Consider the following 15,095-nt stretch of genomic DNA (forward strand, 5'->3'; position numbering starts at 1 on the left):
ATGTTTGATGGGAGGATGTATTATGAATATCCATGAATATCAAGGGAAAGAGATTCTTAGAAAATATGGTGTAGCAGTACCAAACGGAAAAGTTGCTTTTTCCCCTGATGAAGCAGTGAAAGTAGCGAAAGAACTTGGCTCTAATGTGACTGTAGTCAAGGCGCAAATTCATGCAGGTGGGCGCGGAAAGGCAGGAGGCGTAAAAATCGCTAAAAACCTTGACGAGGTGCGTACATACGCAAAAGAATTACTAGGTAAAATTTTAGTAACTCATCAAACAGGTCCAGAGGGAAAAGAAGTAAAACGCTTATATATTGAAGAGGGTTCTGATATTCAAAAAGAATACTATTTAAGTTTAGTATTAGACCGTGCAACATCCCGGGTAACGATGATGGGGTCTGAAGAGGGTGGCATGGATATTGAAGAAGTAGCGGAATCAAATCCAGAAAAAATCTTCAAAGAAGTTGTGGATCCTGTTGTTGGATTAACAGGTTTCCAGGCACGTCGCATGGCGTTTAATATGAATATTCCGGCTAACCTAGTAGGGAAAGCTGTTAAATTAATGTTAGGCTTGTATCAAGCATTTATCGACAAAGATGCTTCTATTGTTGAAATTAATCCACTTGTTATAACTGGACAAGGTGAAGTCTTGGCATTAGATGCTAAATTTAATTTCGATGCAAATGCGTTGTATCGTCATAAAGATATTGTCGAATTACGCGATTTTGATGAAGAAGATCCAAAGGAAATCGAAGCATCAAAATATGACCTTAGCTATATTTCTCTAGATGGCAACATTGGCTGTATGGTTAATGGAGCTGGTCTTGCAATGGCTACAATGGACACAATTAGTTATTATGGCGGAAGCCCTGCTAACTTCTTAGATGTAGGTGGCGGTGCAACGGCAGAAAAAGTAACAGAAGCTTTCAAAATTATTCTGTCTGATCCACATGTAAAAGGTATTTTCGTAAACATTTTTGGCGGAATTATGAAATGTAACATTATTGCCGAGGGTGTTGTGACAGCTGCCAAAGAAATTGGCTTAGCTGTACCGTTAGTTGTACGTTTAGAAGGTACAAATGTGGAACTTGGAAAAGAAATTTTAAATGCATCTGGTTTAAACATCGTTGCAGCTGATTCAATGGCTGACGGTGCACAAAAAATTGTGGGACTAGTAGGCTAAGGAAGGCAGGGAGAACAATGGCTGTATTTATTGATAAAGATACGAAGGTAATTGTACAAGGGATTACGGGCGAAACAGCGCTTTTCCATACGAAGCAAATGCTTGAGTATGGTACTAAAATTGTAGCTGGTGTAACACCAGGTAAAGGTGGTCTTGAAATCGAAGGAGTGCCTGTATTTAACACTGTAATGGAAGCTGTAGCTGCAACAGGCGCAACAACTTCAGTTATTTATGTACCTGCACCATTCGCGGCAGATGCTATTTTAGAGGCAGTTGATGCTGAATTAGAATTAACAATCTGTATTACTGAACATATTCCTGTCCTTGATATGGTTAAGGTTAAACGTTATATGGAAGGTAAAAAGACACGTCTAGTTGGTCCGAACTGCCCAGGTGTTATTACGGCAGATGAATGTAAAATTGGTATTATGCCTGGTTATATCCATACGAAAGGGCATGTAGGAGTTGTTTCTCGCTCTGGTACGTTAACATATGAAGCTGTACACCAATTGACACAAGCTGGTATTGGCCAAACTACAGCTGTAGGTATCGGTGGTGACCCTGTCAATGGTACGAACTTTATCGATGTTTTGGAAGCGTTTAACAACGATCCGGAAACATATGCAGTTGTTATGATCGGGGAAATTGGGGGTACAGCTGAAGAAGAAGCGGCTGACTGGATTAAAGCGAATATGACGAAACCTGTCGTTGGCTTTATCGGTGGACAAACAGCGCCTCCAGGAAAACGTATGGGTCACGCTGGTGCTATTATTTCAGGTGGTAAAGGGACAGCAGCAGAGAAAATTAAGGCCATGAATGCTGCTGGTATTGAAGTAGCAGAAACGCCATCTGTCATTGGTGAAACCCTTATTAAAGTCATTAAAGAAAAAGGGCTATACGAAAAATGTAAAACCCATTAAAATGGAAGATGTAGCACGTTGTGGCTACATCTTTTTCTTTAACTTCTTTCAGCGGGTGTGTGGACACCCGCTGAAAGAAGTTAAAGCCTCCGGCGGATGTTATGGAATCAGAAAAGAGTGCTTTGCAGGCAAAGTACAATGCAGATTCCAGAGAATTATGCCAGGGTATAATTACTTTAGACACGGCTTTCATATGCTTCTAACGGAATTGTGTTCAAGAGATGAAAAACTTCCTACTTACTTTTTAAAAGGACCTTTCCTAAAAAAGCTGTGTCATTAAAGATGCGGTCATTTAATTTCTTCTATATAAAAGGAGGTTTTTAAATGATTTTTTCAGTCGATACACAGAGATTACTAGCCTTACATTATATTTACCCATTACCACTTCAAAAACTTCAACAATTATTGTCCCCGGTGGATATACTAAGTTATTTTGAAGAAGCGCCCCCCTACGAGATTTCAAAAGCACTGCAAATTCCATCGCACAAAGCAATGGAAATATCCCAAAGGTTTCGACAAATTATGACAACGTCGTTTGAAGAAGCTTATGAGCGGGCAAATATTTTCCCTATACCTTTTCATCATCCTTTTTACCCGGCGCAATTATTTGAAATATCAAGTCCACCTACTGTATTGTATGTGAAAGGTCGGTATTCGCTAATAACGAAAGAAAAACAAGTAGCCATTATAGGTTCTAGAAAGGCTACCGTCTATACAAAGACTGCGATGGATCTAATCGTTCCACCTCTTATTGAACACGAATATACAGTTGTAAGCGGGCTAGCAAGAGGGGCTGATACGATAGCTCATGAAACAACGATAAAATTCGGTGGGTCCACAATTGCAGTACTTGGCCACGGGTTTAATTATATATATCCTAAGGAAAATGAGTCTCTCAATAAGCATATGGCGGAGCATCAGTTACTTATCACAGAGTATCCGCCATATATGAAACCTGAAAAATGGCATTTTCCAATGCGTAACCGAATCATTAGCGGATTGTCCAAAGCTTTGGTTGTAACAGAAGCGGCATTAAGAAGTGGTACGCTTATTACAACAGAATATGCATTAGAGCAGGGAAAAGATGTATTTGTAGTACCGGGTCCAATTAATGCAGAACAATCAAAAGGCACAAATAAACTACTATTAGAAGGAGCTATTCCAGTGTGCAATGGTCACGAAATCGTTGAAACACTTACGCTCTTTTCTAACAAAAATTGAAAAAAAGTTGCATTATCTTAAAATCTGTTATACATTTTGCAACAGGTAACTTAAAAAAATTAGCAATAAACCTCTCTAAGGGGGAGACATAGATGGCGGATTATTTAGTGATTGTAGAATCACCAGCAAAAGCAAAAACAATTGAACGATATTTAGGGAAAAAATATAAAGTGAAAGCGTCTATCGGGCATGTTCGTGATCTACCACGTAGCCAAATGGGTGTTGGTCCTGAAAATGATTTTGAACCTAAATATATTACTATTCGTGGTAAAGGTCCTGTTTTACAGGAATTAAAGTCTGCAGCTAAAAAAGTGAAGAAAGTCTTCCTAGCGGCCGATCCAGACCGCGAGGGAGAAGCGATTGCTTGGCACCTTGCGACTGCGTTAAATATTGATATCAATTCAGATTGTCGTGTGGTTTTTAATGAAATTACAAAGGATGCAATTGTAGAATCGTTTAAAAATCCACGTCCTATTAATATGGATTTAGTAGATGCACAGCAAACACGCCGTATTTTGGATAGACTTGTTGGTTATAACATTAGTCCGATCCTTTGGAAAAAGGTTAAAAAGGGATTATCAGCGGGACGAGTACAATCTGTAGCACTACGCATGATTATTGATCGTGAAAATGAAATTAAAAATTTCCAACCGGAAGAATATTGGACAATTGAAGGATCTTTTGAAAAAGGTAAGAAAACGTTCGATGCGCTTTATTATGGTAATGGCAAAGAAAAAATTAAATTAACAAATGAAGAACAAGTAAAATCTATTTTAAAAAATGTTAAAGGTACAAGTTTTGAAGTTGTCAATGTATCTAAAAAAGAACGTAAACGAAATGCAGCACCTGCTTTTACAACATCTTCTTTACAACAAGAGGCCGCACGTAAGTTAAATTTCCGTGCTAAGAAAACGATGATGCTTGCCCAACAATTATATGAAGGTATTGATGTTGGTAAAAAAGAGGGGACAGTCGGTTTAATTACTTATATGCGTACCGATTCTACACGTATTTCGGACACAGCAAAAACTGAGGCGATTGCCTACATTGAATCTAAGTACGGTAAAGAATTCATCTCCACGGAGTCGAAGCAAGCTAAAAAAGCATCCAATGCACAAGATGCCCATGAGGCCATTCGTCCAACTAGTACGATGCGAACTCCAGATGAATTAAAAACAGTGCTTAGTCGTGACCAATTGCGCTTATATCGTTTAATTTGGGAGCGCTTTATCGCTAGTCAGATGGCGCCGGCTATACTTGATACAGTTGCTGTTGATTTACAAAATGGGGATGTTTTATTCCGTGCAAACGGCTCACAAGTTAAATTTGCTGGCTTTATGAAGTTATATATTGAGGGTACAGATGATCAAACAGAAGAAACAACAAAGCTTCTACCTGTAATGGAAGTTGGCGATCAAGTAAAATCTCTTGAAATTGAGCCGAAGCAACATTTTACACAGCCACCACCACGCTATTCAGAGGCGCGTCTTGTAAAGACAATGGAAGAGTTAGGTATAGGGCGCCCGTCCACATATGCACCGACCCTCGATACAATACAGCGCCGTGGCTATGTCGTATTAGATGCAAAACGATTTATGCCGACTGAGCTAGGAGAAATCGTGCACCAACTCGTACTAGAGTTTTTCCCTGATGAAATAAATATCGAATTCACAGCACAAATGGAGCAAGATTTGGATGATATTGAAGAAGGTAGTCGTCAGTGGAAAGAAATTGTCCGTGAGTTTTATAAGGATTTTGAGGTCCATGTAAAGCATGCAGATGAGGCTATGGAAAAGGTTGTTATAAAAGATGAACCCGCTGGCGAGGATTGTGAGCTTTGTGGATCTCCAATGGTCTATAAGCTTGGGCGATATGGGAAATTTATGGCTTGTTCAAACTTCCCAGATTGCCGCAATACAAAAGCAATTATGAAACCTATTGGCGTAAAATGTCCTTCATGTGAAACAGGTGAAATTGTAGAACGAAAGAGTAAAACAAAGCGTTTATTCTATGGTTGCAATCAATACCCTGAGTGTGAATTTGTTTCTTGGGACAAGCCGATTAGTAGACCATGTCCGAAATGTAGTGCATTATTAGTAGAGAAAAAAATTAAAAAAGGTGTTCAAATTCAATGTACGAAATGTGACTATGAAGAGACACCTACTCAATGATAGAAAGATGGTAAGAACATGACTGAACAAGTAGTAAATGTAATAGGCGCAGGTCTTGCAGGTAGTGAGGCTGCTTGGCAAATTGCTCAACGTGGTGTGAAAGTTAAACTTTATGAAATGCGTCCAGTAAAGCAAACACCAGCTCATCATACTGATAAATTTGCAGAGCTTGTTTGTTCAAATTCACTACGTGCAAATGGACTAACAAATGCCGTAGGTGTAATTAAAGAAGAAATGCGTATTTTAGATTCCGTAATTATGAAGGCAGCAGATGCATGTTCAGTACCAGCAGGCGGTGCCTTAGCGGTGGATCGTCATGAATTTGCGGGCTATGTGACAGACTCAGTGAAAAACCATCCTCTAGTGGAAGTCATTCATGAGGAAGTCACTGAAATTCCAGAAGGCATAACTGTTATTGCAACAGGACCCCTAACATCGAAAGCTTTAGCTGAAAAAATTCAAGGCTTAACAGGTTTAGATTATCTATATTTCTATGATGCTGCAGCACCAATTATTGAAAAAGACAGCATCGATATGGAAAAGGTTTATTTAAAATCTCGTTACGATAAAGGGGAAGCAGCTTATTTAAACTGTCCTATGACAAAGGAAGAATTTGATCGTTTCCGTCAAGCGTTAATCGAAGCAGAGGTTGTGCCATTAAAAGAATTTGAAAAGGAAATTTACTTTGAAGGCTGTATGCCGATTGAAGTAATGGCTGCTCGCGGGGAGAAAACAATGTTATTTGGACCGATGAAGCCGGTAGGTCTAGAAGATCCAAAAACAGGGAAACGACCTTATGCAGTTGTTCAATTACGTCAAGACGATGCTGCAGGAACTCTTTACAATATCGTTGGCTTCCAAACACATTTAAAATGGGGCCCACAGAAAGAAGTATTGCAGTTAATTCCGGGATTAGAGAATGTTGAAATCGTTCGTTATGGAGTTATGCATCGAAATACGTTCATTAATTCACCAAAGGTTCTAGAGAAAACTTATCAGCTTCGCGAACGAAAAAATATTTTCTTTGCAGGCCAAATGACAGGTGTCGAAGGATATGTTGAATCTGCTGGTAGCGGATTAATTGCTGGTATTAATGCAGCTCGATTAGCGCTGGGACAAGAACAAATTATCTTCCCATTCGAAACGGCATTAGGAAGTATGGCGCGTTATATAACAGAAGCACAATCGAAAAACTTCCAGCCGATGAACGTTAACTTCGGAATTTTCCCTGAATTACCACCGGGACGTCGTTCAAAACCAGAGCGTGCAGAGATGCATGCTACACGTGCAATAAGCACAATTCGTAATTTTGTGAATTCACAAACAATTTGATTGCAAAAAGCCTCTAAATGTTGATATACTCTTAGAGGCTTTTTCTTTTTGTAGACAAAATGCTGATTTACACGTATTTTATTATTTTGTATGGAGATTTTCTCAAAATATAAACATTTCCACTTGCTATATGATGAAGATAGGTATAGTGTCAATATGTATGTTTTCTACATTAACGATACCCAAAGTGACAACCTAAAGAGGATAAATGAAAATTGACATGCTTTTAATGGCAAGTGAAAGCAATTCAGGCTCATCAGCCAGTGGTGGCATTTGTAAAAAACCACGTTGGCGACGACCTGTAATTTGAGAAGGTTATCAATAATTCATTGGTGGTGAATCTTTTAATGTTAGTTTCGTCCCAAGATGCACTTGAGCAGTTTATGCTTTATATTCAAATTGAAAAAAACTTCTCTGTTCACACAGTGCGAGAATATGAATCGGACCTACTAGATTTTTTAGCGTTTTTGCAGGCAGAGGGCGTAAATGATTTAGCTAGTGTTGAGTATATACATGCACGTCTTTATGTAACGAAGTTGTACGATGAAAAGAGAGCAAGATCATCTGTATCAAGGAAGATCTCCTCAATACGCTCCTTCTTTCGCTTTCTAAATAGACAGCACGGATTAGACGATGGGGCCTTTCGATCACTATATCATCCCAAAAAAGAATCACGCTTACCAAGTTTTTTCTACGAAGAAGAATTGAAGCAGCTATTTGATGCGAATGTTGGCGATGATTTGAAATCATTAAGAAATACGGCTATATTAGAGCTGTTATATGCGACAGGTATTCGTGTAAGTGAGCTTACCTCGATTCAAGTAGAAGATGTTGATTTCCATTATTCAATTATTAGAGTAATGGGAAAAGGGCGAAAAGAACGTATTATTCCATTCGGGCAATTTGCGAGTTTAGCTATGCAGGATTACATAGAACAAGCTCGTCCACGATTGATGAAGAGCACAAATCATCAGCAATTGTTTGTCAACATGCGCGGTGGGGAACTTACTCCTCGAGGTGTACGTCATATTTTAACTGAAATGATTGACAAGGCCTCGCTCCATACGAAAATATATCCACATATGCTTCGCCATACTTTTGCTACACATTTATTGAATAATGGCGCAGATTTACGTACAGTGCAGGAGTTATTAGGCCACGCTCATTTAACTTCTACACAAGTTTACACACATGTAACAAAAGAGCATCTTCGTCAAACATATATGAATGCTCATCCAAGGGCATAATAAGCTAAGGAGGAAGGCAAATGGGACAATTACATGCGACAACGATATTTGCAGTTCATCATAATGGAGCTTGCGCTATGGCAGGTGATGGTCAAGTAACCCTAGGGAATGCGGTTGTAATGAAGGGTACAGCAAGGAAGGTCAGACGTCTGTTTAATGGGCAGGTACTTGCAGGATTTGCGGGATCGGTTGCCGATGCATTTACACTTTTTGAGATGTTTGAAGGAAAGTTAAATGAATACAATGGTAATTTGCAACGTGCGGCGGTTGAAGTGGCTAAACAGTGGCGCGGTGATAAAATGTTACGTCAATTAGAGGCCATGCTACTTGTAATGGATAAAAGTACACTCCTTCTTGTTTCGGGTACTGGAGAAGTAATTGAACCGGATGACGGGGTTTTGGCAATTGGTTCTGGGGGTAACTATGCATTATCAGCAGGTCGTGCCCTGAAAAAATATGCGGGTGACACAATGTCTGCTCGTGAAATTGCAGAGGCAGCATTAGAAACCGCTGCTGAAATCTGTGTGTTTACAAATCATAATATTATCGTGGAGGCGCTTAACTAATGACAAAAAATAATTTAACGCCAAGACAAATTACTGAGCATTTGGATCGTTATATCGTTGGACAAAATGAAGCGAAGAGAGCGGTAGCGATTGCGCTACGTAACCGATATCGTCGCTCGCTATTAAGTGATGAGATGAAGGCTGAAGTAATTCCGAAAAATATTTTGATGATTGGACCTACAGGTGTCGGAAAAACAGAAATTGCCCGAAGAATTGCAAAGTTAACGAATGCACCATTTGTGAAAGTAGAAGCAACAAAGTTTACAGAAGTAGGGTACGTTGGACGCGACGTAGAGTCAATGGTACGCGATGTAGTAGAAGCTTCTTATCGTCTTGTAAAAGAAGAGATGATGGAGTCTGTGAAGGACCAAGCAGAAGAACTGGCAAACGAAGCTATCGTTAAGTTATTGGTTCCGTCCTTACGAAAAAAACAGTCCATGCAAAATCCATTTGAAATGTTATTTGGTGGGAAAGAACAGCAAACCAATGACGATTCCTCTGAAGAAACTGAAGTGCGCTCCAAACGTGCGCAAATCGCTATCGATTTACGTAATGGTAAATTAGAAAATGAATGGGTTACAGTTGAAGTAACTGAACAAAACCCTTCTATTTTTGATGCGTTACAAGGAACGGGCATGGATATGTCTGCAAACAGTGGCATGCAGGATATGCTATCTAGTTTGATGCCTAAAAAGCAGAAGAAACGTCGTGTACAAGTGAAAGACGCGCGCCGTATTTTAACAATTGAAGAAGCGAACAAGCTTATAGATGCAGATGAAGTTGCACAAGAAGCTATTTCAAGAGCTGAACAGTCAGGTATTATTTTTATTGATGAAATTGATAAAATTGCTAGTAAGGACAGTAACTCCTCTGCGAATGTATCACGTGAAGGTGTGCAACGTGATATTCTGCCAATCGTTGAAGGTTCTACTGTAACAACGAAGTACGGTGCTGTTAAAACAGACTTTATGCTGTTTATTGCTGCTGGAGCATTTCATATGTCAAAGCCATCTGATCTAATTCCTGAGTTGCAAGGTCGATTCCCGATTCGAGTAGAGCTTGAAAAACTTACAAAACAAGATTTTGTACGTATTTTGAAAGAGCCAGATCAATCACTTGTTTTGCAATATAAGGCGTTATTAGAGACAGAAGGCGTGGAAATAAACTTTACGGAAGATGCAATTGAACGGATTGCAGAGATTGCAACCGAGGTCAATCAGGAGACTGATAATATTGGAGCTCGCCGTTTACACACAATATTAGAACGTTTATTGGAAGAATTATCGTTTGAAGCTGCAGAAATTGCACCTGCAAATATTCCAATCAATGCTGCATATGTAGATCGAAAACTTGCGGGTATAGTAAAAAACAAAGATTTGTCACAGTTTATATTGTAAGAAAAGGCTGAATAGTTTCATTCAGTTGTAAAAAACTTTAGAATATTAAGTAAATACTCTTCGGATTATTTATAGGAGGAACATATAATGAATTTATTAGAAAAAACGCGTAAAATTAACTCAATGCTTCAAGCTTCTGCTGGTAAGCCAGTAAACTTTAAAGAAATGGCAGATACATTAGGAGATATTATTGACAGTAATGTTTATATTGTAAGCCGTAAAGGGAAACTTTTAGGCATTTCAATTCACCAACAAATTGAAAACGAACGTATGAAAAAGATGTTCGAAGAGCGTCAATTCCCAGAAGAATATACACATAGCTTGTTCACAATTTCTGAAACTTCTTCAAACTTAGATATTAATGACGAGCATACTGCTTTCCCAATTGAAAATAAAGAACTATTCCAAAATGCATTAACAACGATTGTGCCAATCGTTGGTGGTGGTGAGCGTCTTGGTACATTAATTCTTGCTCGTTTATCTTCACAATTTGAGGATGATGATTTAATTTTAGCTGAGTATGGTGCTACAGTAGTTGGTATGGAAATTTTACGTGAGAAATCTGAGGAAATTGAAGAGGAAGCTCGAAGCAAAGCTGTTGTACAAATGGCGATTAACTCTCTTTCATACAGTGAGTTAGAGGCTATTGAACATATCTTTGAAGAACTTGATGGACATGAAGGCTTACTTGTTGCTTCAAAAATTGCAGACCGAGTTGGCATCACACGTTCAGTAATCGTAAACGCATTACGTAAACTAGAATCTGCAGGTGTAATCGAATCTCGCTCTCTAGGTATGAAAGGTACTTACATTAAAGTACTTAACGATAAATTCTTAAATGCATTAGCTGAAATTAAAATGAAATAATAAAAACGTTCTCTGGGAACGTTGTAAGGCATGTGGAATAATTTTATTCCACATGCCTTTTTACTTTTTTATCAATGTTTTGTGTATCGAAAGCGAAACAAAAACTCATTACGGAGTGATCAATAATATGTTGCTGCGCTACGTTTTTAAGACATTGGCCTAAAGCCTTTGGAAGGTGTTGCGGAATCGTAAAGCAGTTCTTACAGGTTCTTACAGGATGTTAGCCTAAAATTATAGCATTCATGCGATAAAGGCTATTGGGACCTGCAACGGTAAAACGTCGCGTCCGTTGGCATTACCGAAATGACCGCCATCGTGTTGGCCATCCTGTTTTGTTGATGTAGTTGCTTCGCTTTCGCACAGGCAAAACCAGGCTATTGTATACTGCCGCTACGTTAGTACTGTCCTTTCGAGCAAAAAAACATCTGCAGACTAAGCATAAAGCCGATTCCGGATGTAATATTCCGAGGTGCAATGACACAAAAATTTCATAAGTAACATGAAGGCGGCTGGAATATTTGTGAATCAGCTGCCTTTTCGTACTTTTCTATTATTCGACGAAATTTTTGGCTGTTTGACATTACTTCTAATTATGTCAAACTATGTTATAGTACTAAATGTGGGGGGAGAATCGTCTGTGTTTTAATCTTTTTCCTTAACTCCTGTAGGTAAGATTTTAACCATCGTATATGCTATTATTAAAGCTTTATCCCTAGGTTAAGTTTTTGGCATTCGCATTACTTATTGCATAAATAAAAAAAGTGTATACTCCTATTGTTTTACTTATAAGACAGTATGGAACTACTATTCTGAATTTTTGAAATATTAATCTTTAACTCTTGGTAGTAAAAAGGAACTTTAATTTAGACACTGTGTCTACCGTTATTTTGTCAAAAAAAGGAAAAAAATCAATCATAAAACCGAAAACACTGCCTATATAGTGTAAATTGACTAGAAGTAGTTTGGGTGCCGTAAAGCTATGTGGCACAAGGGGTGCGGAAGTATTGTCCTGGTTATTTGTGTATAAAAATAGGTCTCGTGAACTAGTAAAAAGTGACAAAAGACAATAGACACTACGTATCATCTTAATTACAATTGTAGTATTGGATAAAAAAAGAAGTACATAAAATGAGGTGGATGTTTTGGATTTGTTTGGAGGAACTATTAGTAGCCTGGAGAATGGACTTTCCTATGCAACTTTGAATAATAAAACAATTGCTAATAACATTGCGAATGTCGATACGCCAAACTATAAGGCGAAAAATGTAAGTTTTAAAGATATGTTGGAGAAAGAAAAACAAACGTCGATTTCTGCGTATCGTACTGATCGTAGACATTATGATTTCGAGATTCGACAATCTACACCTGGTGTGAATAATGTTAATGGCTTACGTTATCGAAATAATGGTAATGCTGTGGATATGGATACGGAACAGACGAAGCTTGCGGAAAATCAAATTTATTACAACGCATTAATTGAACGCATGAACGGTAAGTTAAACACATTAAATACTGTTATTAAAGGAGGTAAGTAATAGATGTCAATTTTTCATGGAATGAATACCACTGCCTCGGCTTTAACAGCACAGCGTTTACGAATGGATGTTATCTCTTCAAATATGGCAAACATGGATACAATGCGTGCTAAACAAGTGAATGGGGAGTGGGAACCATACCGCCGAAAGTCTGTGACATTTACAGCGCAAGAGGGACAGTTTTCAAAGTTTTTTAATGTCGCACTCGGTAAAAATGCAAAAAGTGGTGTCGGTAACGGCGTAAAAGTAACGCAAATAAAAGAAGATAGAGAAACACCTTTCAAACTTGTGTATGATCCAACTCATCCAGATGCAAATGCAGATGGTTATGTAAATATGCCAAATGTAGATCCATTAAAAGAAATGGTAGATTTAATGTCAGCTACTCGTTCCTACGAGGCAAACGTAACTGTATTGAATGCAAATAAATCTATGCTGACAAAGGCTTTAGAGATTGGAAGATAAATAACAAGAAAGGAAGATACATAATGACAATTTCGTCCGTTTCACAAATGACACCTACGCAGGTTGTAAATGAAACAAATAAACTAAATACGACACCTTATGAAGCACAACAGAGCTTTGCGAACTCGTTAAAAGAAGCAATATCGAAAGTTAATGATCAACAAATTACTTCTGACAATCTAACCCAAAAGTTAATTAATGGTGAAAATGTAGAGTTGCACGAAGTGATGATAGCATCACAAAAAGCGAGCATTACATTAAATGCAACAATTGAAGTTCGCAATAAGGTGATTGAAGCTTACCAAGAAATAATGCGAATGAGTGTCTAACTTTATAAAACAAGTGATAAAGTCACTGTTAAATAAAGATATATCCTATAAATTAAACATTTTTTAAATGAGAAATTGAAAGGCTCATTACCAAAAGTTTGGGATAACATTTGTTACTTGATTGGAGTAAAGGCTGAACGCCCTAAGGACCAGTCAGAATGGAAATCAGCCTGTTATGATTGAATGTATGGGATATCACTGTTTTCGCGAATTATTAGATGGATAGGTTATTCACTATAACCGGAGGATTCATAATGAATGAACGATTGACGAAAATAAAAGACGACACCAGCCAATTTTGGACAAGTCGTAGTAAAAAACAAAAAATTGTAATGATAGGTTCTGTATTAGGCGTTATAGCACTTGCTATAGCTATTACAATCTTTGCTACAAAAACTACATATGTACCACTTTATAAAGATTTATCGACAAGAGAAATCGGACAAGTGAAGGAAGCGTTAGACACCCAAGGTGTAAAATACGAAATTGCACCGGGAGGGACTTCGATTTTAGTACCCGAAGAACAAGTAGATTCATTGTTAGTGCAGTTAGCATCTGAAGGATATCCGCAAACTGGATCAATTGACTATTCTTTTGCAAATAGCTCTGGATTCGGTATGACAGATAATGAGTTTAATCTATTAAAAAAAGCAGCAACTGAAACAGAAATTGCAAAGCTCATTAAAAATCTAGATGGTGTAAAAGACGCAAAGGTAATGATTAACCTTCCAGAAGAGGGAGTATTCTTAAAGGATGTTAAAGATGAAGCGACGGCATCTATTGTTTTGAATACAGACCCTGGTTATAAATTTACAGAGCAACAAATTGCTACTATGTACAATTTAGTAGCAAAAAGTGTTCCGAATTTAAATACGGATAATATTGTGATTTCTAACCAATTTTCTGATTACTTTGATCTGCATGCTGCGACGACTGATGGAATGTCGACAACGACAGCTGAAGGTCAGTTACAAGCGAAGAAATTAGTTGAGCGTGACCTACAGCGCCAAGTTCAAAATATGCTAGGTACGCTTATGGGGCAAGATAAAGTAATAGTTTCTGTGACAACAGACATTGATTTCAAAAAAGAAAATCGTGAAGAAAACCTTGTTACACCAGTCGACGAAGAGAATATGGAAGGCATCGCAATAAGTGCTCAACGTATTACCGAGCAATATTCTGGTACAGGGGCTGCAGCCACTGGTACACCTGAAGCTGAAACGACGACAGACAACTTTACAACTTATAACGAAGGTGCAAACGGTAATGGAGATTACGAGCGTACTGAAGAGACAATAAATAATGATGTAAACCGTATACGTAAAGATATCCAAGAGGCACCATATAAAATTCAAGATATTGGTATCCAAGTAATTGTTGAACCACCGACGGCAACTGATGCAGCAACATTACCAGATGGCGTTCAAGAGGATATCCAGAAAATTTTAAGTACTATAGTTCGTACGACGATTTCTAAAGATGTAGCAGCTGAACTTACTCAAGATCAAATCGATGAAAAAGTAGCTGTTTCGGTGCATCCATTGAATGGGAAAGCAACAGAGACGGCTAGTGAAAAATCTGTTATTCCATGGTGGATATGGGTAGTAGGTGGCATATTACTTGCTGTAATACTATTGCTTGCATTCTTTATTATTCGTTCACGTAAACGTGCGCAAGAAGAAGAAGAACTTAGTATCCTAGATGAACAAGAAGAACTAATTATTGAAGATATTAATGAAGAAATTGAAACGGAAGCTACAATGCGTCGTAAGCAGCTTGAAAAAATGGCTAAAGATAAGCCAGACGATTTTGCGAAGTTACTGCGTAGTTGGATTGCGGAAGACTAACTAGGAGGTTCGACT

At 38.2% G+C, this 15,095-nt stretch carries 13 protein-coding genes; all 13 read left to right on the forward strand.

Annotation, left to right across the window (positions count from 1 at the left end; genetic code table 11):
- The first annotated feature begins 22 nt into the window (after positions 1-22).
- The 13 genes from sucC (at position 23) to fliF (ending at position 15,080) form a co-directional block, all read left to right on the forward strand.
- Positions 23-1,183 carry an ADP-forming succinate--CoA ligase subunit beta gene (gene sucC / locus MWJ95_RS07540; RefSeq protein ID WP_249073146.1) on the forward strand — a complete coding sequence of 387 codons (1,161 nt, stop codon included), beginning with the start codon at positions 23-25 and terminating at the stop codon, positions 1,181-1,183.
- A 17-nt stretch (positions 1,184-1,200) separates the two neighbouring features.
- Positions 1,201-2,103: a succinate--CoA ligase subunit alpha gene (sucD, locus tag MWJ95_RS07545; protein WP_249073145.1), complete on the forward strand. Its 903-nt coding sequence runs from the start codon at positions 1,201-1,203 to the stop codon at positions 2,101-2,103.
- A gap of 324 nt (positions 2,104-2,427) precedes the next feature.
- Positions 2,428-3,324: a DNA-processing protein DprA gene (dprA, locus tag MWJ95_RS07550; RefSeq protein ID WP_249073144.1), complete on the forward strand. Its 897-nt coding sequence runs from the start codon at positions 2,428-2,430 to the stop codon at positions 3,322-3,324.
- Between the two features lie 92 nt (positions 3,325-3,416).
- Positions 3,417-5,495 (forward strand): type I DNA topoisomerase, encoded by a 2,079-nt coding sequence (gene topA, locus MWJ95_RS07555; RefSeq protein ID WP_249073143.1) that lies wholly within the window; start codon positions 3,417-3,419, stop codon positions 5,493-5,495.
- Positions 5,496-5,513: 18 nt separating this feature from the next.
- A complete protein-coding gene (gene trmFO, locus MWJ95_RS07560) occupies positions 5,514-6,827 on the forward strand; it encodes an FADH(2)-oxidizing methylenetetrahydrofolate--tRNA-(uracil(54)-C(5))-methyltransferase TrmFO (protein WP_249073142.1) in 1,314 nt (437 codons plus the stop codon).
- Between the two features lie 347 nt (positions 6,828-7,174).
- On the forward strand, positions 7,175-8,074 hold the full coding sequence (gene xerC, locus MWJ95_RS07565) for a tyrosine recombinase XerC (RefSeq protein ID WP_249073141.1): 900 nt from the start codon (positions 7,175-7,177) through the stop codon (positions 8,072-8,074).
- Between the two features lie 20 nt (positions 8,075-8,094).
- Positions 8,095-8,640, forward strand: coding sequence for an ATP-dependent protease subunit HslV (gene hslV / locus MWJ95_RS07570; protein WP_249073140.1), 546 nt, complete (start codon positions 8,095-8,097; stop codon positions 8,638-8,640).
- The gene (gene hslU / locus MWJ95_RS07575) at positions 8,640-10,037 is read left to right on the forward strand and encodes an ATP-dependent protease ATPase subunit HslU (RefSeq protein WP_249073139.1); all 1,398 of its coding nucleotides are present in this window, start codon (positions 8,640-8,642) and stop codon (positions 10,035-10,037) included. The genes hslV and hslU overlap by 1 nt, the downstream gene beginning before the upstream one ends.
- A gap of 87 nt (positions 10,038-10,124) precedes the next feature.
- On the forward strand, positions 10,125-10,904 hold the full coding sequence (codY, locus tag MWJ95_RS07580; RefSeq protein WP_249073138.1) for a GTP-sensing pleiotropic transcriptional regulator CodY: 780 nt from the start codon (positions 10,125-10,127) through the stop codon (positions 10,902-10,904).
- A 1,142-nt stretch (positions 10,905-12,046) separates the two neighbouring features.
- Positions 12,047-12,439 carry a flagellar basal body rod protein FlgB gene (gene flgB / locus MWJ95_RS07585; RefSeq protein ID WP_249073137.1) on the forward strand — a complete coding sequence of 131 codons (393 nt, stop codon included), beginning with the start codon at positions 12,047-12,049 and terminating at the stop codon, positions 12,437-12,439.
- Positions 12,440-12,442: 3 nt separating this feature from the next.
- Positions 12,443-12,904, forward strand: a complete 462-nt coding sequence (gene flgC, locus MWJ95_RS07590) for a flagellar basal body rod protein FlgC (RefSeq protein ID WP_249073136.1) — start codon at positions 12,443-12,445, stop codon at positions 12,902-12,904.
- Between the two features lie 23 nt (positions 12,905-12,927).
- Positions 12,928-13,233, forward strand: coding sequence for a flagellar hook-basal body complex protein FliE (gene fliE, locus MWJ95_RS07595; RefSeq protein WP_481817343.1), 306 nt, complete (start codon positions 12,928-12,930; stop codon positions 13,231-13,233).
- A 254-nt stretch (positions 13,234-13,487) separates the two neighbouring features.
- Complete coding sequence (gene fliF / locus MWJ95_RS07600) at positions 13,488-15,080, forward strand: flagellar basal-body MS-ring/collar protein FliF (RefSeq protein ID WP_249104901.1); 1,593 nt, start codon at positions 13,488-13,490, stop codon at positions 15,078-15,080.
- Positions 15,081-15,095: the final 15 nt, after the last annotated feature.

Origin of the sequence: Lysinibacillus sp. Bpr_S20 (assembly GCF_023337835.1) — a bacterium.
Lineage (GTDB): Bacteria > Bacillota > Bacilli > Bacillales_A > Planococcaceae > Lysinibacillus.

Bases quoted from the DNA above. Each gene is read 5' to 3' on its own strand.
- flgC (WP_249073136.1), top strand. From the start codon at position 12,443: ATGTCAATTTTTCATGGAATGAATACCACTGCCTCGGCTTTAACAGCA.
- sucD (WP_249073145.1), top strand. From the start codon at position 1,201: ATGGCTGTATTTATTGATAAAGATACGAAGGTAATTGTACAAGGGATT.
- hslV (WP_249073140.1), top strand. From the start codon at position 8,095: ATGGGACAATTACATGCGACAACGATATTTGCAGTTCATCATAATGGA.
- hslU (WP_249073139.1), top strand. From the start codon at position 8,640: ATGACAAAAAATAATTTAACGCCAAGACAAATTACTGAGCATTTGGAT.
- topA (WP_249073143.1), top strand. From the start codon at position 3,417: ATGGCGGATTATTTAGTGATTGTAGAATCACCAGCAAAAGCAAAAACA.
- sucC (WP_249073146.1), top strand. From the start codon at position 23: ATGAATATCCATGAATATCAAGGGAAAGAGATTCTTAGAAAATATGGT.
- xerC (WP_249073141.1), top strand. From the start codon at position 7,175: ATGTTAGTTTCGTCCCAAGATGCACTTGAGCAGTTTATGCTTTATATT.
- fliE (WP_481817343.1), top strand. From the start codon at position 12,928: ATGACAATTTCGTCCGTTTCACAAATGACACCTACGCAGGTTGTAAAT.
- trmFO (WP_249073142.1), top strand. From the start codon at position 5,514: ATGACTGAACAAGTAGTAAATGTAATAGGCGCAGGTCTTGCAGGTAGT.
- fliF (WP_249104901.1), top strand. From the start codon at position 13,488: ATGAATGAACGATTGACGAAAATAAAAGACGACACCAGCCAATTTTGG.
- codY (WP_249073138.1), top strand. From the start codon at position 10,125: ATGAATTTATTAGAAAAAACGCGTAAAATTAACTCAATGCTTCAAGCT.
- dprA (WP_249073144.1), top strand. From the start codon at position 2,428: ATGATTTTTTCAGTCGATACACAGAGATTACTAGCCTTACATTATATT.